At 67.9% G+C, this 18235-nt stretch carries 23 protein-coding genes and 1 tRNA gene; 6 read left to right on the top strand and 18 right to left on the bottom strand.

The window, feature by feature from the left end; all coding sequences use genetic code 11:
* Positions 1–26: 26 nt before the first annotated feature.
* Positions 27–101: transfer RNA gene (locus C7H84_RS21480), tRNA-Gly, on the bottom strand.
* A gap of 315 nt (positions 102–416) precedes the next feature.
* Between C7H84_RS21480 and C7H84_RS21475 the strand changes: the two genes are divergently transcribed.
* Complete coding sequence (locus tag C7H84_RS21475) at positions 417–761, top strand: cupin domain-containing protein (protein ID WP_006758755.1); 345 nt, start codon at positions 417–419, stop codon at positions 759–761.
* A gap of 148 nt (positions 762–909) precedes the next feature.
* Here C7H84_RS21475 and C7H84_RS21470 read toward each other — a convergent pair whose 3' ends face one another.
* Genes C7H84_RS21470 through C7H84_RS21455 form a run of 4 tightly spaced genes read right to left on the bottom strand, consistent with a single transcriptional unit; the run spans position 910 to position 1939 of the window.
* Positions 910–1128 (bottom strand): hypothetical protein, encoded by a 219-nt coding sequence (locus C7H84_RS21470; protein ID WP_121860662.1) that lies wholly within the window; start codon positions 1126–1128, stop codon positions 910–912.
* 9 nt (positions 1129–1137) lie between these two features.
* The gene (gene rpsU, locus C7H84_RS21465) at positions 1138–1350 is read right to left on the bottom strand and encodes a 30S ribosomal protein S21 (RefSeq protein ID WP_121860661.1); all 213 of its coding nucleotides are present in this window, start codon (positions 1348–1350) and stop codon (positions 1138–1140) included.
* Positions 1351–1385: 35 nt separating this feature from the next.
* Positions 1386–1595, bottom strand: coding sequence for a hypothetical protein (locus tag C7H84_RS21460; protein WP_121860660.1), 210 nt, complete (start codon positions 1593–1595; stop codon positions 1386–1388).
* 59 nt (positions 1596–1654) lie between these two features.
* Positions 1655–1939 carry a hypothetical protein gene (locus C7H84_RS21455; protein WP_121860659.1) on the bottom strand — a complete coding sequence of 95 codons (285 nt, stop codon included), beginning with the start codon at positions 1937–1939 and terminating at the stop codon, positions 1655–1657.
* 470 nt (positions 1940–2409) lie between these two features.
* Here C7H84_RS21455 and C7H84_RS21450 point away from each other — a divergent pair, with 470 nt between their 5' ends.
* The 3 genes from C7H84_RS21450 to C7H84_RS21440 all read left to right on the top strand — a co-directional run bounded on the left by C7H84_RS21450 (position 2410) and on the right by C7H84_RS21440 (position 4228).
* A complete protein-coding gene (locus C7H84_RS21450; RefSeq protein ID WP_121860717.1) occupies positions 2410–3294 on the top strand; it encodes a Sir2 family NAD-dependent protein deacetylase in 885 nt (294 codons plus the stop codon).
* A gap of 172 nt (positions 3295–3466) precedes the next feature.
* Positions 3467–3853, top strand: coding sequence for a fluoride efflux transporter CrcB (crcB, locus tag C7H84_RS21445; protein ID WP_121860658.1), 387 nt, complete (start codon positions 3467–3469; stop codon positions 3851–3853).
* Positions 3854–3877: 24 nt separating this feature from the next.
* Positions 3878–4228 (top strand): DUF190 domain-containing protein, encoded by a 351-nt coding sequence (locus C7H84_RS21440; RefSeq protein ID WP_121860657.1) that lies wholly within the window; start codon positions 3878–3880, stop codon positions 4226–4228.
* 14 nt (positions 4229–4242) lie between these two features.
* On the opposite strand, the gene C7H84_RS21435 is transcribed toward C7H84_RS21440, so the two are convergent.
* The 3 genes from C7H84_RS21435 to C7H84_RS36505 form a co-directional block, all read right to left on the bottom strand.
* Complete coding sequence (locus C7H84_RS21435; RefSeq protein WP_121860656.1) at positions 4243–4806, bottom strand: YggT family protein; 564 nt, start codon at positions 4804–4806, stop codon at positions 4243–4245.
* A 76-nt stretch (positions 4807–4882) separates the two neighbouring features.
* The gene (locus tag C7H84_RS21430; protein WP_121860655.1) at positions 4883–5812 is read right to left on the bottom strand and encodes a DUF2520 domain-containing protein; all 930 of its coding nucleotides are present in this window, start codon (positions 5810–5812) and stop codon (positions 4883–4885) included.
* A 135-nt stretch (positions 5813–5947) separates the two neighbouring features.
* Positions 5948–6319 carry a hypothetical protein gene (locus tag C7H84_RS36505; protein ID WP_162999335.1) on the bottom strand — a complete coding sequence of 124 codons (372 nt, stop codon included), beginning with the start codon at positions 6317–6319 and terminating at the stop codon, positions 5948–5950.
* Between C7H84_RS36505 and C7H84_RS21420 the strand changes: the two genes are divergently transcribed.
* Positions 6306–6599 carry a hypothetical protein gene (locus C7H84_RS21420; protein WP_041489767.1) on the top strand — a complete coding sequence of 98 codons (294 nt, stop codon included), beginning with the start codon at positions 6306–6308 and terminating at the stop codon, positions 6597–6599. The genes C7H84_RS36505 and C7H84_RS21420 overlap by 14 nt on opposite strands.
* Before the next feature lie 97 nt (positions 6600–6696).
* Here C7H84_RS21420 and C7H84_RS21415 read toward each other — a convergent pair whose 3' ends face one another.
* Entirely contained in the window at positions 6697–7368 is a 672-nt protein-coding gene (locus C7H84_RS21415; protein ID WP_121860653.1) for a LysE family transporter, read from the bottom strand.
* 58 nt (positions 7369–7426) lie between these two features.
* Positions 7427–8983 carry a UbiD family decarboxylase gene (locus C7H84_RS21410; protein WP_121860652.1) on the bottom strand — a complete coding sequence of 519 codons (1557 nt, stop codon included), beginning with the start codon at positions 8981–8983 and terminating at the stop codon, positions 7427–7429.
* 595 nt (positions 8984–9578) lie between these two features.
* On the opposite strand from C7H84_RS21410, the gene C7H84_RS21405 reads away from it, so the two are divergent.
* A complete protein-coding gene (locus C7H84_RS21405; protein ID WP_121860651.1) occupies positions 9579–10700 on the top strand; it encodes a transglycosylase SLT domain-containing protein in 1122 nt (373 codons plus the stop codon).
* Positions 10701–10820: 120 nt separating this feature from the next.
* On the opposite strand, the gene C7H84_RS21400 is transcribed toward C7H84_RS21405, so the two are convergent.
* The 8 genes from C7H84_RS21400 to hemL form a co-directional block, all read right to left on the bottom strand.
* Positions 10821–12017, bottom strand: a complete 1197-nt coding sequence (locus tag C7H84_RS21400; RefSeq protein WP_121860650.1) for a pyridoxal phosphate-dependent aminotransferase — start codon at positions 12015–12017, stop codon at positions 10821–10823.
* Positions 12018–12086: 69 nt separating this feature from the next.
* Positions 12087–12524, bottom strand: coding sequence for a transcription antitermination factor NusB (nusB, locus tag C7H84_RS21395; RefSeq protein WP_014897817.1), 438 nt, complete (start codon positions 12522–12524; stop codon positions 12087–12089).
* The gene (gene ribH, locus C7H84_RS21390) at positions 12521–13036 is read right to left on the bottom strand and encodes a 6,7-dimethyl-8-ribityllumazine synthase (RefSeq protein ID WP_121860649.1); all 516 of its coding nucleotides are present in this window, start codon (positions 13034–13036) and stop codon (positions 12521–12523) included. The genes nusB and ribH overlap by 4 nt, the downstream gene beginning before the upstream one ends.
* Before the next feature lie 53 nt (positions 13037–13089).
* Positions 13090–14232 carry a bifunctional 3,4-dihydroxy-2-butanone-4-phosphate synthase/GTP cyclohydrolase II gene (gene ribBA / locus C7H84_RS21385; protein WP_121860648.1) on the bottom strand — a complete coding sequence of 381 codons (1143 nt, stop codon included), beginning with the start codon at positions 14230–14232 and terminating at the stop codon, positions 13090–13092.
* Positions 14233–14435: 203 nt separating this feature from the next.
* A complete protein-coding gene (locus C7H84_RS21380; protein ID WP_121860647.1) occupies positions 14436–14954 on the bottom strand; it encodes a DUF1993 domain-containing protein in 519 nt (172 codons plus the stop codon).
* A gap of 183 nt (positions 14955–15137) precedes the next feature.
* A complete protein-coding gene (locus C7H84_RS21375; protein ID WP_121860646.1) occupies positions 15138–15767 on the bottom strand; it encodes a riboflavin synthase in 630 nt (209 codons plus the stop codon).
* A gap of 20 nt (positions 15768–15787) precedes the next feature.
* The gene (gene ribD, locus C7H84_RS21370) at positions 15788–16909 is read right to left on the bottom strand and encodes a bifunctional diaminohydroxyphosphoribosylaminopyrimidine deaminase/5-amino-6-(5-phosphoribosylamino)uracil reductase RibD (RefSeq protein ID WP_121860645.1); all 1122 of its coding nucleotides are present in this window, start codon (positions 16907–16909) and stop codon (positions 15788–15790) included.
* 15 nt (positions 16910–16924) lie between these two features.
* Positions 16925–18208 (bottom strand): glutamate-1-semialdehyde 2,1-aminomutase, encoded by a 1284-nt coding sequence (hemL, locus tag C7H84_RS21365; RefSeq protein ID WP_121860644.1) that lies wholly within the window; start codon positions 18206–18208, stop codon positions 16925–16927.
* Positions 18209–18235: the final 27 nt, after the last annotated feature.

Genomic DNA, 18235 nt, shown 5'->3' with positions numbered 1-18235 from the left:
TGCGCAGGCTGCAGTGCAGCAGAAAGTGGAGCGGGCGATGGGAATCGAACCCACGTCATCAGCTTGGGAAGCTGAGGTAATGGCCATTATACGACGCCCGCAGAACGCGTAATTCTACAGGGTTTGGCGGCTGTGTTGCAAGCGAGGCCTTTGGGTGGCCGGCAAACGGCTTCGCGTTCCCCCATGGTGGCCCGTCTCGATGCGCCGGTGACGCTCACCGGGCGACAGCTGCGATGCGAGGCGCATTCCGCCGCCAACGCGAATCCGGTCAACGCGAACCGGGCCGCACAGCCGCCGCACGCGCATCCAACCCCGTGTCGAAATTAGACGAGTCGGTGTCGGAACCATACAAGCTGCGGTAAGGCTTTCGCTCTAACGTGACAGACCTCTTACCCGATCGTTAGCCTGGAGCCGACATGTCCGATTTCATTACCGTTCTGCGCAAGACCTGCCCGACGCCCGTCGTCGACGCGACCAAGTGGAAGCGCATCGGCGGCGATCCGCACACCGTGAACCTCAACGCTTACCTGTCCAAGGACGGCAGCAAGATCATGGGCACCTGGATCTGCACGCCGGGCAAGTTCGAAGTGAACTACGAGAAGTGGGAATACTGCCACTTCCTCGACGGCTACTGCATCATCACGCCGGAAGGCGAGGAAGCCGTGCACCTGAAGGCCGGCGACGTGTTCGTGATCGAACCCGGCATGAAGGGGACGTGGGAAGTGGTGGAGACGGTGCGCAAGTACTTCGTGTTCGCCTGAGCAGGCCAGAACAGCGCCCGCGATCCGTGCAGCGCGACGATGGGCGGGTGCCGATCGACCTTTCAGCTTCGGCGCGCCGTCAGCGTGCGCCGGTTGCTCCCGGCCGGCGCAACGCCAACTGCGCGCTGCCGCGCGCGCGTCGACCGCTTCACGAAGAAACTCCCGTTTCGATGCTCAGCGCCTTTTCGATCGCGGCAATCAATCTGAACGCATCGTCGCGGCCGATCAGCAGGCCGCGACTGGTGTACTCGCAGCCGAACGCGTAGAAGGTCGGCAGAAGCGTGACTGCATCGTTCTGCCGGTCGAAATCGACTTCGCATTTCGTCAACGGAAAGAACGGAGGGTCTTCGACGAGCGGCTCGTACACGGCATTCTCCTAGTACTGCTTGCGAGGCGGCAGCAAGCGCTTGGCACGCAGGCGCTGTCTCGCGACGGCGCTGGCTTTCTTGCGCTTGCGTTCGGTCGTCGGCTTTTCATAGCCGGTACGACTGCGCAACTCGCGGATCAAACCCGTCTTCTCGATGCTTCGCCGGAAGCGCCGGATCGCGACCTCGACGGGTTCGTCGGGCTTGAGGATGATCGTTGTCATGCAGGTCCTGTTTTCAAGTAAAGCGTGGAGGAAAGCTAGCGGAGTCGAGTCATGACGGCACTCGCGATCCCGTCGGACTCGAATTCGGAATATCCGGCCCGGATCGACAGTGCGCGCACGGCCGCGAACATCTGCAACTCCGGTTGATGGCGCAACGCGGAGCCGGCGAGGCTGTCGCGCGGCATTGCGTCGGTCCGCGAGATTTCGCGCCGTTCGATCTGGCCGATCAATTCGTCGATGATCATTTCGTGCTCCAAAGCGCGCGGCGACTGCGGGCGCCGCGGCAAGAGACATGCAACAGGCGTCAGGGGACGTCGGCGAACAGCGGTTGCTTGCCGGGATCGCCGTCGATGATCCCTTCCGCATAGCGAAGCGACGCCCGGCGCGCTTCGCCCGCCGATTCGAATGGCGCATGCTCGAGCAGCCGGAATGTTTCGCTGCGGGTCAGTGTGTCGGATGTGCCGCGCTGGCAGATCTTCACGGCCGCGTCGAAGCCGGCGTCGTAGTTGTGCGGATTGCCGTTCTGCGACGGAACGTGCGGGTAAATCAACGGATAGATTTCGAAGCCGCGATAGAGATGCATGCTCATGATGAACTCCTGGGTTCGGCCGCGACGAATCGCGTGGACGAACGCATCCAACCGGTATCACCGCTGTGCGGCGCGACGGGTGGGGTGAAAAGGGCAGCAGTGCGTGCGGATGGAGGCGCGACGCAGCAAAGAGGGCAGACGGCGGGGCGAGCGGTCAGAGGAATGACGCGTGCTCGGACAAATTCATCATACGCGCTTCGTGTTGGATGTCCATCTTATTCTGGGAGTAGGCCTGCGGGCTCGATGAACGCCGCCGAGATGCGCAACGCGCGCCGCGCATGCCGGGAAAGAAGTCAGTACTCCGATGTTATAAGGATCGATCGGTGTCGATGCTCTGCTGCAGCACGTCGCGTTGCGGGAACCTGCGGGCGGCCGCCGCGCGGCTGCGTGATGTCGCGGCGCGGCGCCCGAACGGGCGTATGATCGCGCGACGCCACTCGCGCACCGTTCGACGCTACCGCCGCTCCATCATGCCGCTTTCCGATTCGCCCGATTCCGCTGATTCCCCCGATGCCGGCGCCGCAGGCTCGGCACTGCCGGCCCATCTCGTCGCGTCGGCCGTGGAGGCGCTCGCGCGCGCCGACGCGCTGCTCGTGACGGCCGGCGCCGGCATCGGCGTCGATTCGGGGCTGCCCGATTTCCGTGGCACGGACGGCTTCTGGCGCGCGTATCCGGCGCTGCGTCACGAGCGTTTTGAATTCCACGAGATCGCGTCGCCGCAGGCGTTTCGCGCGCATCCGCAACTCGCGTGGGGCTTCTACGGCCATCGTCTCGGACTCTATCGGCAGACGGTGCCGCACGCCGGCTTCGCGATCCTGCGACGCTGGATGGACGCGATGCCGAACGGCGGCTTTGTACTGACGAGCAATGTCGACGGCCAGTTCCAGAAGGCCGGTTTCGATCCGGCGCGCATCGTCGAGATCCACGGCTCGATTCATGCGATGCAGTGCCTGCGACCGTGCTCCGACCACACCTGGGACGCCGCGCCGTTCATGCCGGAAGTCGATGCGGCCGCGTGCCGGCTGGTTGGCGAACTGCCGCGCTGCCCGCGTTGCGGTGGCCTCGCGCGGCCAAACATCCTGATGTTCGGCGACCGCGGCTGGCTCGGCGAACGCTACGACGCGCAGGAGCGCGCATTGCAGGACTGGATCGCGCAGGCCGGATCGGTGACGGTCGTCGAGATCGGCGCGGGCACCGCGATTCCGACGGTGCGGCAGCTCAGCGAACGGCTTGGCACTGACGTGATCCGCATCAACGCACGCGAAGCGCATGCGCGCCGTGCGGACGTGATCGGGCTGCAGGGCGGTGCGCTCGCGACGCTGGTCGCGCTCGACCGCGCATGGCGCGGCAGCTGAGCCGCGCGACGACCCGGCTGGCGGCGATTGCCCTCGACGACAGGGAGGGCCGAGCCGCGGGTCGATCGCGCGCCTGCCGACCTCGCTGCCGGCATTGCCGGCGCGGCGCGAATCCGCATACAGTTCGGCGTAGGCCGCCTCTGCCGCGCGGCTTAGTCAGCGAGGAGCTCTCTTGTTCTATTCGATCGTCGCGATCTTCGTCGGTGCCGGGCTCGGCGCATTGCTGCGCTGGTTCCTGAGCCTCGCGCTCAACGAATTCTTTCCGGCCGTGCCGCTCGGCACGCTCGCCGCGAACCTGATCGGCGGCTACGTGATCGGCATTGCCGCCGTCGCCTTCACCACCCGCGTCGGGCTGCCGCCCGAGTGGCGGCTGTTCGTGATCACGGGCTTCCTCGGCGGGCTCACGACGTTCTCGACCTATTCGGTCGAGGTGATGACGCACGCGGTGCAGGGCGAATTCGGATGGGCGTTCGCGGTGGCTGCCCTACACTTGACTGGATCGTTCACGCTGACGGCGCTCGGCATGTGGACCGCGCGCGCGTGGTTCGCGGCGGCCTGAGCGCGCCGGCACCGGGAGGGCGCGATGGACAGGGTCTTCTTGCGCTTCTACGTGCACGAGCAGCACCGGTTGCACTGGAAGCCGCTGTGGGAGTGGTTGCTGGAGGAAGGCAACCGGATGGGCGTCGCGGGCGGTTCCGCGTTCCGGGCGATGGCCGGCTTCGGCCGGCATCGGGTGCTGCACGAGGACCGCTTTTTCGAACTGCAGGGATCGCTCACGATCGAGGTCGAGTTCATCGTCACCGAAGACGAGGCGCGGCAGTTGATCGAGCGGGTGTCGCGCGAGAAAGTGCGCCTGTGCTACGCGACGATTCCGGCGCGCTTCGGGGTGATCGACACGCTCGGCGCGCCGCCCGCGCAGGGGCCGGCGGCGTAGCGCCGTGCAGTGCGTCAGATGCCGAACAGCGTCAGCGACACGGCGGCGCGCGTGACGATCATCAGCAGGACCTGCACGATCACGAACAGCAGGATCGGCGACAGGTCGATGCCGCCGAGATTCGGGATCACGCGGCGCAGCGGGTTCAGGAACGGCGCGGTGAGCTGGTAGAGGATCGGCATCGCCGGCGAGCGCGGGTTGAGCCACGACAGCAGCGCCATCAGGATCGTCATCCAGATCACGAGATTGAGCGCCCACTTCACGACGGTCAGCAGCGCGACCACGATGAGCGTCGCGATCACCGAGGCCGGATCGAAGCCGGCCATCACGACCATCAGCACCACATAGACGAGTGCCGTGAGGAGGGCTGCGACGACGCTCGCCCAGTCGATGCCGCGCACGCCCGCGATCACGCGGCGCAGCGGCAGCACGAGCCAGTTGGTCGCCTGCAGCACGGCCTGCGTGACGGGGTTGTACGGCGGCACGCGAACGGCCTGCATCCAGACGCGCAGGATCAGCGCGGCGCCGAACAGCGTGAAGACGGTATTGAGCAGAAAACGGGCGATCTCGCCGAACATCGTTGGCATCCTTTTTATACAGTCGGGTAGCGTGCGGCCGCCAACGCCGGATGGCGGCGCATCGGCCGACACCTTATCACGCCTCGTCTTGCGGCGGGGAGGGGTGGCCGGTCGTGCGCGCGAGCGACGTCTCGACGGCGTGCGCGAGCGCCGGCAGCGCGGCCGGCGGCGCCGCGCGCTTCGCCGCGAGCGCGACGGCGCGGCGCGTCATCAGCGCATACAGCGTCGCATGATCGCCGCCGCGCGCCTCGAGCAGCGCGAGCTGGCGCTCGACGATACCGGTGTCGCCGCGCGACACGGGGCCCGCGAGTGCATTGGCGAGCCCCTTGTCGCGCGCCGTCTCGATCGTGCCGGCGAGCATCGGCAGCAGCGCGCGCAACGCGGCTGCCTCGTCGAAACCGAGACCGCGCCACAGCTCGACCGCCTCCGACAAGCCGCACAGCGCGAAGCTCGCTGCGTAATGCGCGGCCGCGTGATAGAGCATCCGGCCGCCGGCCGGGATCGACAGCGGATGGCAGCCGAGTGCGGCAGCAAGTCGCAGCAGTGTCGCGTGCAGCGCACCGTCGGCTTCGAGCGTGACCGAGCAGCCGTCGATGCGGCCGAGATCGGCGTCCGTCCCGCCGAACAGGTAGAGCGGATGGAAGCCTCCGGTGGCCGCGCCCTGCCGTTTTGCAGGATCGAGCAGTTTGACCGCCGACGCGCCGCTGCAGTGGACCAGCGCCTGGCCTGCCGCGCGCGCCGCATCGAACTGCAGCGCCGCGGCGGTCGACGCGAGATGGTCGTCGGGCACGGTCAGGAAGATCAGGTCGGCGGCGTCGACGACCTGCTGCGGCGCGTCTACCGCGCGGCAGCCGTCGATGCGCGCGGCGAGTGCCGCGGCCGATTCCGGCGTGCGGCTCGCGAGCGCGACGACCGGAAAGCCGGCCGCCGCGAAACGAAGCGCGAGGCAGCGCGCCAGGCGGCCGGCGCCGATGAAGCCGAGGCGGGGCGTGTCGGGGAGGGACATGACGGGGCACCAGGCGAAAAAGGAGCAGCCGCCAGTATCGCAGGAATGGAAACGCGATCGCTCGTCGGTAGCAGCGGGGCGGTTCCACGCGTGCGGTCGATGCACGGGCGCGTCGGTTTCGCCGTTCGACGACGCTTACTTGATGCGTCCCCGAATCACGCCGACGCCGCGTCCCGCTCGAAGTGTCGGCGTCTTGTCTCGAATTTGTAATCGTTCATTACGCAAGCGTCCGCGCTGCGCATACCGCAGCCGGTAAGACTGACCGGCCTGCCCGCCGCGATTGCACTGGTCGGACGGAATGGCGCGACCCGCAAGGGGAAGCACGGGATCGCGCAGCGTTGCCGCACGGTGCCCGCGGCCGCGTGGAATTGCAATTTGCAACAAATGCGCGACACGCGAGGGGCGGGTTTTCGCTACATTGCTTCCATGCGACGTGCATGCCCGCCGTTGCCGACAGGAGCGCATAAATTGCCGCTCCAGCAGGAGAATCGAAGTGAAAAAGCTCATTCCGTTCATCGCCGCCGCGGCGCTCGGCCTGGGTGCCGCAGGCGCCGCGCAGGCCCACGTGTCGATCGGGGTCGGCATTGGTGTCCCGGTCGCACCTGCGTATCCCGTCTACGCGGCGCCGCCGCCCGTGTACTACGCACCGCCGCCGCCGCCCGTGTATTACGCACCGGCACCGGCATACTATGCGCCGCCGCCCGTGGTCGTCGGCGGCTACTACGGTCGTCCGTACTGGCGTCACGGTTACGGCGGCTGGGGCCACCACGGCTACTGGCGTCGTTGACGCGTCGCGCGCGGCCTGACCGCGCGTGGCAAAACGGCGCAATGCCCCGCAGGGCATTGCGCCGTTTTTCATTTGGAAGCGGCTTCGCGCGCGGCGGTCACACCGCGTGAGCGATCAGGTCGCGATAGCCGCCGACGATCACGCTGTACGAGAAATACGCAAACAGCAGCGCCGACGCCACGTGGCACGCGCGCATCAGCCCCGCGCCCGCGCGCTTGCGGCCGTGATTCGCGAGCGTGCACATGAACAGCGTCCAGGCGAGGCCGCCGAGGAAAAAGCCGGACAGGAACACCGATGCCGTCGCCGGCGTGGTCGCGCCGGCTTTTGCGATCAGTGCGCCGCCGACAGCCGCGAACCACAGGATCGCGCTGGGCGACGACATCGCGAGCAGCATCCCGCGCATGAAGCTGCGCCGCGCGCTGACGCGCGGCTGCGGGGAGTCGTCCGCGTCGCCGGCGTCGGCATTTCCGGCCGGCGCGAGCGCTTCGCGCGCCATCTTCCACGTGAGAAACAGCAATACCGCGCCGCCGCCGATCCAAACGACCCAGCGCACGGCCTCGAATTGCAGCAGCACGGCCATCCCCGCGAGCGCGAGCGCCGCGTAGACGAGATCGCCGACGCACGAGCCGACGCCGAGCCAGAAGCCCGGCCGGAAGCCGTGCGACAGCGTCAGCGACAGCATCGCGACGTTGACGAGACCGATGTCGAGACACAGCGACAGCGACAGCAAGAAGCCGTCGGACAGCATCGAGGCGGGAGGAGAGCTCATCGTCGTTCGTCGGGTGGGGTGTTCGATGCACGGGCCGGCGAGCACCGGCCGCATGCGCTTACAGGCCGATCTCCTGCCAGAGCCGGTCGACGCGCGCCTTCACGGCCGCGTCCATCTCGATCGGACGGCCCCATTCGCGGTTCGTCTCGCCGGGCCACTTGTTGGTCGCGTCCAGCCCCATCTTCGAGCCGAGGCCCGCGACGGGCGACGCGAAATCGAGATAGTCGATCGGCGTGCTGTCGACCATCACGGTGTCGCGCACGGGGTCGACGCGCGTCGTGATTGCCCAGATCACCTCGTTCCAGTCGCGGATGTTCACGTCCTCGTCGACGACCACGATGAACTTCGTATACATGAACTGCCGCAGGAAGCTCCACACGCCGAACATCACGCGCTTCGCATGGCCGGCGTAGCTCTTCTTCATCTGGACGATGGCCATCCGGTAGCTGCAGCCTTCCGGCGGCAGGTAGAAGTCGGTGATCTCGGTGAACTGCTTCTGCAGCAGCGGCACGAACACCTCGTTCAGCGCAACGCCGAGCACGGCCGGCTCATCGGGCGGCTTGCCCGTATAGGTCGAGTGATAGATCGCGTCGCGGCGCATCGTGATGCGCTCGACGGTGAACACCGGAAACCATTCCTGCTCGTTGTAGTAGCCGGTATGGTCGCCGTACGGGCCTTCGAGCGCGTGCTCGTAAGCGGCGGAAGCGTTGCCGGCCGGCCGCGGCGGCGCGCCGGCCGGGGCAGGGGCGGGCGCCCCTTCCTGCGGATAAATGAAGCCCTCGAGCACGATCTCCGCGCGCGCGGGCACCTGCAGCGTGTCGACGCCGGGCGTCAGGCACTTCGCGAGCTCGGTGCGGCTGCCGCGCAGGAGGCCGGCGAACTGATACTCGGACAGCGAATCGGGCACCGGCGTCACGGCGCCGAGCGTCGTGGCCGGATCCGCGCCGAGCACGACCGCGACCGGGTACGGCTTGCCGGGGTTCTGCAGCGCGAATTCGCGGAAGTCGAGCGCGCCGCCGCGATGCGCGAGCCAGCGCATGATCAGCTTGTTGCGGCCGATCAGTTGCTGACGATAGATGCCGAGGTTCTGGCGCGGCTTGTTCGGCCCGCGCGTGACCGTCAGGCCCCACGTGACGAGCGGCCCTGCATCGCCGGGCCAGCAGGTCTGGATCGGCAGCTTGTTCAGGTCGACGTCCGCACCCTCCCAGACGATCTCCTGGCATGGCGGCGACGACACCGATTTCGGCGCCATGTCCCACACGGCCTTCGCGAGCGACAGCAGCTTGCCGGCGTCCTTCAGGCTCTTCGGCGGATCGGGCTCCTTCAGCGCGGACAGCAGCCGGCCGAGGTCGCGCAGCGAGCCGAGCGCGGCGTCGTCGCCTGCATCGACGCCCATCCCGAGCGCGACGCGGCGCGGCGTGCCGAACAGGTTGCCGAGCACCGGGAACGCATTGCCGGGCGGTGCGTTGAACAGCAGCGCCGGGCCGCCGGCGCGCAGCACGCGGTCGCACAGCTCGGTCATTTCGAGCACGGGCGACACGGGTTGCGTGACGCGCCGCAGCTCGCCGAGCGCCTCGAGGCGCTGAATGAAATCGCGTAAGTCTTTGTATTTCATGAAGAAGGGTCCGGGCCGCCCGCGGGCGGGCAGCGATGGGCGGGCGCAGCGGCCGCTGCGGCCCCGAATCGACCGACGATTTTACCCGGGTGGCCGCGCGCACGCCCGGCCGCGAAAAAAGTCGATCCCGCGCGAAGCCCCTACGGCAAGGGGCTCGCGATCTGAAGGGCGATTCAAAATTACTTTTTGTTATAGTTTTGACTTTTTATAGTGTTGACGATCTATAAAACCCTGCTAGAATCCGCTCACATTGGTTGCAGGGTAAAAGGCTTCGAGCCGCCAATCACCGATCTTTGACGCAGCGCGTCACCGTCCGCCGAACCCTGCACGGCGTATTCGACGGCCTTAGTCGTAGTCCCAGCCAGCGCCACGAGACGCTGGTTTTTTGCGTGGGTGCCACCGCGTATGCCCGCCTCGCCCAATGTGCGAAGGTGCCGGCCCTCTTACACCGTGGCCTCGAACGGTACTTATACCGTTTCCCCGATGCTCGTGCGCCCCGACCAAGGCGTGCGGCATCGTGATTCCGCGGCACGTTTTTTGTCTCGCCATCGAGCTGAGCGAGCCGCACGAGTCATGTTCATGGGAGATGATCTGAATGAACGCTTGGTTATCGTGGCGTCCTAGTGAGCAGCATGCGCAGTTCGTGCGTGGTATGTTGCGTCGCGGGACGCGTGTCAGTCACCATTTATTCAGCGTTGTCGGCTGTTTCGCTGTCGCGATCGCACTTGCCCTCTGGCTGCTGCCGACCGTGCGGGGAAACCTCGCCGCGAAGCTGATGCCGGTCGTATCCGCGGCCGTGCAGGCCGGTCCGGCCCGTCTGCTGACCGGTCATCCGCTGCCGAACTTCGCGCCTGCCGGCGCGCAGCCGCAGCAGGAAGACGCTCCTGAAACGGATGCGCTCGCCGTCGGTCTCGACGTCGCACCCGAAACCGCCGCGCAGAATGATGCGGCCGATGCGGCCCGCAACGGCCCGTCGCCCGTCGCGCTCGCGAAACTGATCCCGACCCAGCGGGTCCCGGCCGATGCGCGCGACGATCGTGCGCTCGCGTCGAACCGCGAACAGGCGCTCGTCGCCACCTACCTGTCGCGCCGCTACCGCGTCGCGCAGGAGCCGCTCGGCCAGCTCGTCAAGGCCGCGTTCCAGACCGGCCACGACGTCGGCCTCGATCCGCTGCTGCTGCTGTCCGTGATGGCGATCGAATCGCGCTTCAACCCGTACGCGGAAAGCGGCGTGGGCGCACAAGGCCTGATGCAGGTCATGTCGAAGGTCCATTCCGACAAGTTCGAATATTTCGGCGGGACCGACACCGCGCTGCAACCGCTCGCGAACCTGCAGGTGGGCGCGCTGGTGCTGAAGGACTGCATCGCCCGCGGCGGCTCGCTCGCGAGCGGCCTGCGCATGTACAACGGCTCGACGAACCCGGACGACACTGCGTACGGCTCGAAGGTCATGGCCGAGCGCGGCCGCCTGCGCGACGTCGCGCGTGGCCGCAGCGTGCCGATCAATGCGCCGCAGGCGCCGGCCCAGCCGTCGAAACCGATCGTGACCGCGGCCGTAACGGCGGCGTCAGGCGGCGCGAAGCGCGTGCACGCGACGCTCGACAACGCACAGCCGATCACCGCGAAGGCCGCCGCGCCGAAGAGTGCGCCGCAGGACGACGCGAGCGTCGACACCGCGAAGCAGCCGCACGGCGATCATTCGGAACTCGGCGCGTAAGCCTCGTAGCACCGCGCGGTTCTGGCCGGACCCAAGCAAAAAAGCACCCGATTTGGGTGCTTTTTTTTGCGCGATGGGTAGCGCCCGGTACGCCGGGCGGGAGGGTAGCCAGGGCGTCAGTCAGTGCTGGCCGAACAGCGTCGCGAGCCGCTCGACGGCCTCTTCGAGGCGTGAATAGGCGGTCGCATAAGACAGCCGGATATAGTCGCGCGGCGCATGCACGCCGAAGTCCATGCCCGGCACCAGCACGACGCCGGCGTCGTGCAGCATCGCCTGCGTGAGCGCAGCGCTGTCGCCCGCCGCCGGATGGGCGACGCCGCCGCAGTGCGCATACACGTAGAACGCGCCGTCCGGCATCACGGGGACCGTGAAGCCGAGCCGCTCGAGCGCCGGCGCGATGAAGTCGCGGCGACGCTTGAACTCGAGGCGGCGTGCTTCGTAGATGTCGAGCGTCGCCGGTTCGAAGCACGCGAGCGCCGCGTGCTGCGCGAGCGCGGATGGGCAGATGAACAGGTTCTGCGACAGCTTTTCGAACGTGCTCACGAGCGCGGGTGGCACGACCAGCCAGCCGAGCCGCCAGCCGGTCATGCTGAAGTACTTCGAAAAGCTGTTCACGGTGACGACGTCGTCGCCGTAAGACAGCGCCGACACGGGCGCCGCGTCGTAGCTGAGCCCCTGGTAGATCTCGTCGACGATGGTGAAGCCGCCGCGGGCGCGCACGGCTTCGACGATGCGCTTCAGCTCGTCGGGCTCGAGCGACGTGCCGGTCGGGTTCGACGGCGACGCGAGCAGCACGCCGCGCGTGCGGCTGCCCCAGCGCGTGCGGACGTCGTCGGCGGTGAGCTGGAAACGGGCTTCCGGGCCGCTCGGCACGAGCACCGGGCGGCCTTCGGCCGCCGCGACGAAGTGCCGGTTGCACGGATACGACGGGTCGGGCATCAGCACTTCGTCGTCGCGGCCGACGAGCGCGAGGCACGCGAGCAGGAGCGCGGCCGACGCGCCGGCCGTCACGACGATCCGCTCGGGGCTGATCGTGAGGCCGTACGCGCGCGCATAGTGCGCGGCGATCGCTTCGCGCAGCGGCGCGATGCCGAGCGCGCTCGTGTACTGCGTGACGCCGCGGCGCAATGCGGCCGCGGCCGCCTCGACGACCGGCTCCGGCGCGGTGAAGTCCGGCTCGCCGATGCCCATGTGGATAACATCGCGCCCGGAGGACTCGAGCCGCTGTGCCTCCTTCATCAGTTCCATCACATAGAAGGGCTGGATCGCGTCGACGCGTGCGGCGAGCGTGACGAGCGTATCGGCGTTGGTATTCATCGGTCGGGCGGGGCGGGGAGCGGGGGGAGAACGAAAAACGGGCGCCTGCGCGCCCGTCCAGCTACGGAATCAGCCGTTGCGGCGCGCCTGCGTTTCAGCGGGGCGCAGCTTCGCGGCGAGCTTGTCGAGCACGCCGTTGACGTACTTGTAGCCATCGGAGCCGCCGAACGTCTTCGCGAGTTCGACTGCTTCGTTGATGATCACGCGATACGGCGTTTCGACATGATGCGTGAGCTCGAACGTCGCGATCAGCAGCACGGCGCGTTCGACCGGCGACAACTGGTCGACCGGACGGTCCAGCGACGGCGTGAGGGCTTCGACGAGCGTGGCGTGCTCGCGAATCACACCGTGCAGGATCGCATCGAGCAACTCCTTGTCGGCCTTGTCGTAACCGAGCGCGCCGCGCAGTTGCGCGTCGATCTCGCCGGAGGACGCGTTCGACAGCAGCCACTGATACAGGCCCTGCGTCGCCAGCTCGCGCGATTGTCGGCGGGCGCTCTTCTTCATGCGCGCTCCTCTTCGTCGTCTTCGTCTTCTTCTTCGTCCTCTTCGTCGCCGAGCTGGTCGAGGGCCATGGTCAGATTGGCCATCTCGACTGCGACGCGTGCGGCGTCACGACCCTTTTCGGTCATGCGCGCGACGGCCTGCTCGTCGTTTTCGGTCGTCAGGACCGCGTTCGCGATCGGCACGTTGAAGTCGAGGCCGATGCGGGTGATGCCCGCGCCGCTTTCGTTCGACACGAGTTCGAAGTGGTACGTCTCGCCGCGGATTACCGCGCCGAGTGCGATCAGTGCGTCGAACTGGCCGCTTTCCGCGAGCTTTTGCAGCGCGAGCGGGATTTCCAGCGCGCCGGGCACCGACACGAGCAGCACGTCTTCACCGGAGACGCCGAGGCGCTCGAGTTCTTCGACGCATGCATCGGCGAGGCCGTTGCTGACGGGTTCGTTGAAGCGGGATTGCACGATGCCGATACGCAGGCCGTCGCCTTCGAGATTCGGTTGGTATTGTCCGATTTCCATGATCTGGTCCGTGGTGTGGATGAACGGTTATAGGGCGAAAGCGCCGTGGCGGGTTACGCGTTGGACGCCGGGCAGGACTTGGCTTCTTCGCCGGGCATCGGAATGAAGCCCGTGACCTCGAGGCCGTAGCCGGACATGCTGCCCAGCTTGCGCGGATTCGACAGCACCTGCATCCTGGCGACGCCGACATCGCGCAGGATCTGCGCGCCGATGCCGAACGTCTTGAAATCGACCGGCCGGCGCTTCAGCGCAGCGGCCCTTTCTTCCTCGTCGAACGCCTTGAAGACGTCGATCAGATGTTCCTTCGTGTCGCCGCAGTTGAGCAGCACGATCACGCCGAGGTCGCGCTCCGCGATGTCGCGCATCGCGGCGTCGAGCGTCCACGAGTGCGTCGAGATGCCCGTCTCGAGCAGGTCGAGGACCGACAGCGGCTCATGCACGCGCACCGGCGTGTCGACGTCGGGCGACGGCGTGCCGCGCACCAGCGCGATATGCGGCGAGCCGCTCGGCTGGTCGCGGTACAGCACCGCGCGGAACGTGCCGTGCGCGGTCTGCATCGTGCGCTCGGCGATCCGCTCGATGATCGATTCGGTGCGGCTGCGGTAGTGGATCAGATCGGCGATCGTGCCGATCTTCAGGCCGTGTTCCTTCGCGAACTCGAGCAGGTCGGGCAGGCGCGCCATCGTGCCGTCGTCCTTGATGACCTCGCAGATCACCGCGGCCGGCGTGAGCCCCGCGAGCGCGGTGAAATCGCAACCGGCCTCGGTGTGGCCGGCGCGCACCAGCACGCCGCCCGGCTGCGCCATGATCGGGAACACATGGCCCGGCTGCACGATGTGCTCGGGGCGAACGTCGTGCGCGACCGCCGTGGCGATCGTGTGCGCGCGGTCGGCGGCCGAGATGCCGGTCGTCACGCCTTCGGCCGCTTCGATGCTGACCGTGAACGCCGTGCCGTACTGCGTGCCGTTGCGGTAGGTCATCAGCGGCAGGTGCAACTGCTTGCAGCGTTCCTGCGTCAACGTCAGACAAATCAGGCCGCGGCCGAACTTGGCCATGAAGTTGATCGCTTCCGGCGTGACGAATTCGGCGGCGATCACGAGGTCGCCTTCGTTTTCGCGGTCTTCTTCGTCGACCAGGATCACCATCCGGCCGGCTTTCAACTCCGCGATGATGTCGAGCGTGGAGGCGAGCGTCATAAGGGGGCGAGAAAGAGGAAAGTGCGTATTTTACGCCAGCCGGACTACGTTTCGGCTGGCGCGGGCTGCGGGCGACCGCCGAGCGCGCCCGAAAGCGGTGCGGCGGCCTTGCGGCGCGGGGCCGCCCGGGCCGCCGCCGCCGGCCCGAAGAATACGGGCAGCCGCAGGCCGGCCGGGGCGCGGCGTTGCGTTACGTGTGTTCGTCACGCGTGCTCGTTGCGCCCGCCGAGGTAGTCGAGCTTGCCGAGTTCGACGCCACTGTGGCGCAGGATGTCGTACGCGGTCGTCACGTGGAAGAAGAAGTTGGGCAGCACGAAGTTCAGCAGGTACGACTGGCCGGTGAACTCGATCGGGCCGACGCGCATCTTCAACACGACCTGGCGCGCCTCGCTGCCGTCGATCTGCGCGGCGTCGAAACCCTTCAGGTAGTCGATCGTCTTCTGGATGCGCGCATGCAGTTCGTCGAAGGTCTGCTCGACGTCGGGATAGCTCGGGATGTCGACGCCCGCGAGCCGCGCGGCGCAGCCCTTGGCCGTGTCGGTCGCGATGTAGACCTGGCGGACGAGCGGCAGCATGTCCGGATAGAGGCGTGCGCCGATGAACACCGACGGGTCGATCTGCTTCTCGGCCGCGTGCGCCTGCGCCTTGCCGAGGATGTGCTGCAGGTTGGTGAGGCCGCGGATCAGGACGGGCAGCGAAGCCTGGTACATCGAGATGGACATGGGGACGACTCCTGGTGGAAAAGAGGGCAGCCGGTATCGGTCGCGCCGTGCGATGCGGCGCCGAAAACGCTGCCGTTGCATCTTAGCGCGACGCGCCGGCCCGTGCGCGTCGTTGGCCATCCGGCCAGGTGTCGGGCCGAACCGGCGGCCGGCTTTCCCGGTGGAGGAGCGCAGCCCGTCCGGTCAGTCCTGGTGCACGCCTTGCGAGGCCGACATCATCCGCTCGACATACCGCGCGATCATGTCGATCTCGAGGTTCACCTTGTCGCCGGCCTTCACGTGACGCAGCGTCGTGACCTCGACCGTATGCGGGATCAGGTTGATCGAGAATTCGCAGCCGTCCGCACGATCGTCGACGGAATTGACGGTCAGGCTCACGCCGTTGACGGTGATCGAGCCCTTGTACGCGAGATAGCGGCCGAGCTCGCGCGGCGCGACGATCCGCAGCTCGTGCGATTCGCCGACCGGTGCGAAGCGCGTGACGGTGCCGAGGCCGTCGACGTGGCCCGACACGATGTGCCCGCCGAGGCGGTCGTGCGCGCGCAGCGCCTTCTCGAGGTTCACTTCGCCGGGCTGCGCGAGGCCGACCGTGCGGTTCAGGCTTTCGCGCGACACGTCGACGTCGAAGCCGGTGTCGGTCTTTTCGATGACCGTCATGCACGCGCCCTGGATCGCGATGCTGTCGCCAAGCGCGACGTCGGCGAGGTCGAGCCCGCCCGCGCGCACGGTCAGCCGCACGCCCGCGTCGGGCGACGCGCCGAGCGGCGCGATCGATTCGATGCGGCCGACGGCCGCGACAATTCCGGTAAACATCGTGACGGCTCCGTTCGGTTTCAGTAGGAGGCGGCCGGCGCCGCGACGCGCGCCAGGATCCGCAGATCGTCGCCGATCCGCTCGACGCTGCGGAACGTGAGGCGCGTGCGCGCGTCGAGGCTCGCCGGCGCGGCGAGGTCGAACATGCCGGCCGCGTCGCTGCCGAGCAGGCTCGGCGCGAGATAGATCAGCAGCTCGTCGACGCACCGCTCGCGCAGCAGCGAGCCGTTCAGCTTGTGACCGGCCTCGACGTGCAGCTCGTTGACGCCGCGTGCGCCGAGCGCCGCCAGCATCGCGGGCAGGTCGACCTTGCCGTGCGCATTCGCGAGCGGCACGATTTCCGCGCCGCGCGACTTCAGCACGTTCGCGCGCACTTCGCCGCCGGCATCGAGCCGCCCGCAGAAGATCAGCAGCGGCGCGCCTTCGAGCAGGCGAGCATCGAGCGGCAGGTCGAGACGGCTGTCGACCAGCACGCGCTGCGGCTGGCGCGGCGTGTCGATGCCGCGCACGGTCAGCAGCGGGTTGTCCTCGCGCACGGTGCCGATGCCGGTGAGGATCGCGCATGCGCGCGCGCGCCACGCGTGGCCGTCGAGACGCGCGGCCTCGCCGGTGATCCACTGGCTTTCGCCGGACGGCAGCGCGGTGCGCGCATCGAGCGACGCGGCCGTCTTCATCCGCACCCACGGGCGGCCGCGCGTCATCCGCGACACGAAGCCGATGTTCAGTTCGCCCGCTTCGTTCGCGAGCAGTCCGCAGCGCACGTCGATGCCGGCGTCGCGCAGCATCCCGAGGCCGCGGCCCGATACCTGCGGATTCGGGTCTTCCATCGCCGCGACGACCTTCGCGACGCGCGCGTCGATCAGCGCATTCGCGCACGGCGGCGTGCGGCCGAAGTGGCTGCACGGCTCGAGCGTCACGTACACGGTGGAACCGGCGACGTCATGGCCGCGCGCACGCGCGTCCTTCAGCGCCTGCACTTCCGCGTGGTCCTGGCCGGCCGGCTGCGTGAAGCCTTCGCCGATCACGTGGCCGTCCTTGACGATCACGCAGCCGACGCGCGGGTTCGGCGCGGTCGTATACATGCCGCGCGCCGCGAGCGCGAGCGCGCGCTGCATGTGGGCGAAATCGGTATCCGAGAACATGCGCGCGGACCCGGGTCAGGCGGCCAGCGCCGCGAACGCGCGGCGGGCGGCCGCGAGCGTCGCGTCGATCACCGCGTCGTCGTGCGTGCTCGACACGAAGCCGGCCTCGTACGCGGACGGCGCGAAGTACACGCCTTCGTCGAGCATCAGATGGAAGAAGCGGTTGAAGCGCTCGATGTCGCTCTTCGTCACTTCCGCGAAGCTGGTCGGCACGCGCTCGGCGAAGTAGAGGCCGAACATCGCGCCGATCGAGTCGGCCGCGAACGGCACGCCGGCCGCGCGCGCTTCGGCCGCGAGGCCGTCGGCGAGGCGCTTCGTCTGCGCGGTGAGCGCGTCGTAGAAGCCGGGCGCCTGGATCAGCTGCAGCGTCTTCAGGCCCGCGGCGACCGCGATCGGGTTGCCCGACAGCGTGCCGGCCTGGTACACGCCGCCGAGCGGCGCGAGGTGGCCCATGATGTCGCGGCGGCCGCCGAACGCGGCAGCCGGCATCCCGCCGCCGATCACCTTGCCGAGGCAGGTGAGGTCGGCCGCGATCCCGTAATGCGCCTGCGCGCCGCCGAGCGCGACGCGGAAACCGCACATCACTTCGTCGAAGATCAGCACGGCGCCGTGCTTCGTGCACAGCGCGCGCAGCGCATTCAGGAATTCCGGCGTGCCGCGCACGAGGTTCATGTTGCCCGCGACGGGCTCGACGATCACCGCGGCGATCTCGTCGCCGAACGCGCCGAACGCTTCTTCGAGCGCGGCGACGTTGTTGTATTCGAGGACGGTCGTGTGCTTCGCGATGTCGGCGGGCACGCCGGCCGACGTCGGGTTGCCGAACGTCAGCAGGCCCGAGCCGGCCTTGACCAGCAGGCTGTCCGCGTGGCCGTGGTAGCAGCCCTCGAACTTGACGATGCGGCTGCGGCCGGTGAAGCCGCGTGCGAGACGCAGCGCACTCATCGTGGCCTCGGTGCCGCTCGATACCATCCGCACCTGTTCGATCGACGGCACGAGCTTGCAGATTTCCTCGGCGATCTCGATTTCCGCCTCGGTCGGCGCGCCGAACGAGAAGCCGTCTGCGAGCACGTTCTGCACGGCCGACAGCACTTCCGGATGGACATGGCCGACGATCATCGGGCCCCACGAGCCGATGTAGTCGATGTATTGCTTGCCGTCGGCATCCCAGAAGTACGGGCCTTGCGCGCGCGACACGAAGCGCGGCGTGCCGCCGACGGAGCGGAACGCGCGGACCGGCGAGTTGACGCCGCCCGGAATGGTCTTCTGGGCGCGTTCGAAGAGGATCTGATTGTTGGACATGTGCGAAACCTGCGAGAGAGCGGCGCG

Source organism: Burkholderia sp. Nafp2/4-1b (assembly GCF_003635165.1).
GTDB lineage: Bacteria > Pseudomonadota > Gammaproteobacteria > Burkholderiales > Burkholderiaceae > Burkholderia.
This window is presented reverse-complemented; position numbering and strand designations above follow the sequence as displayed.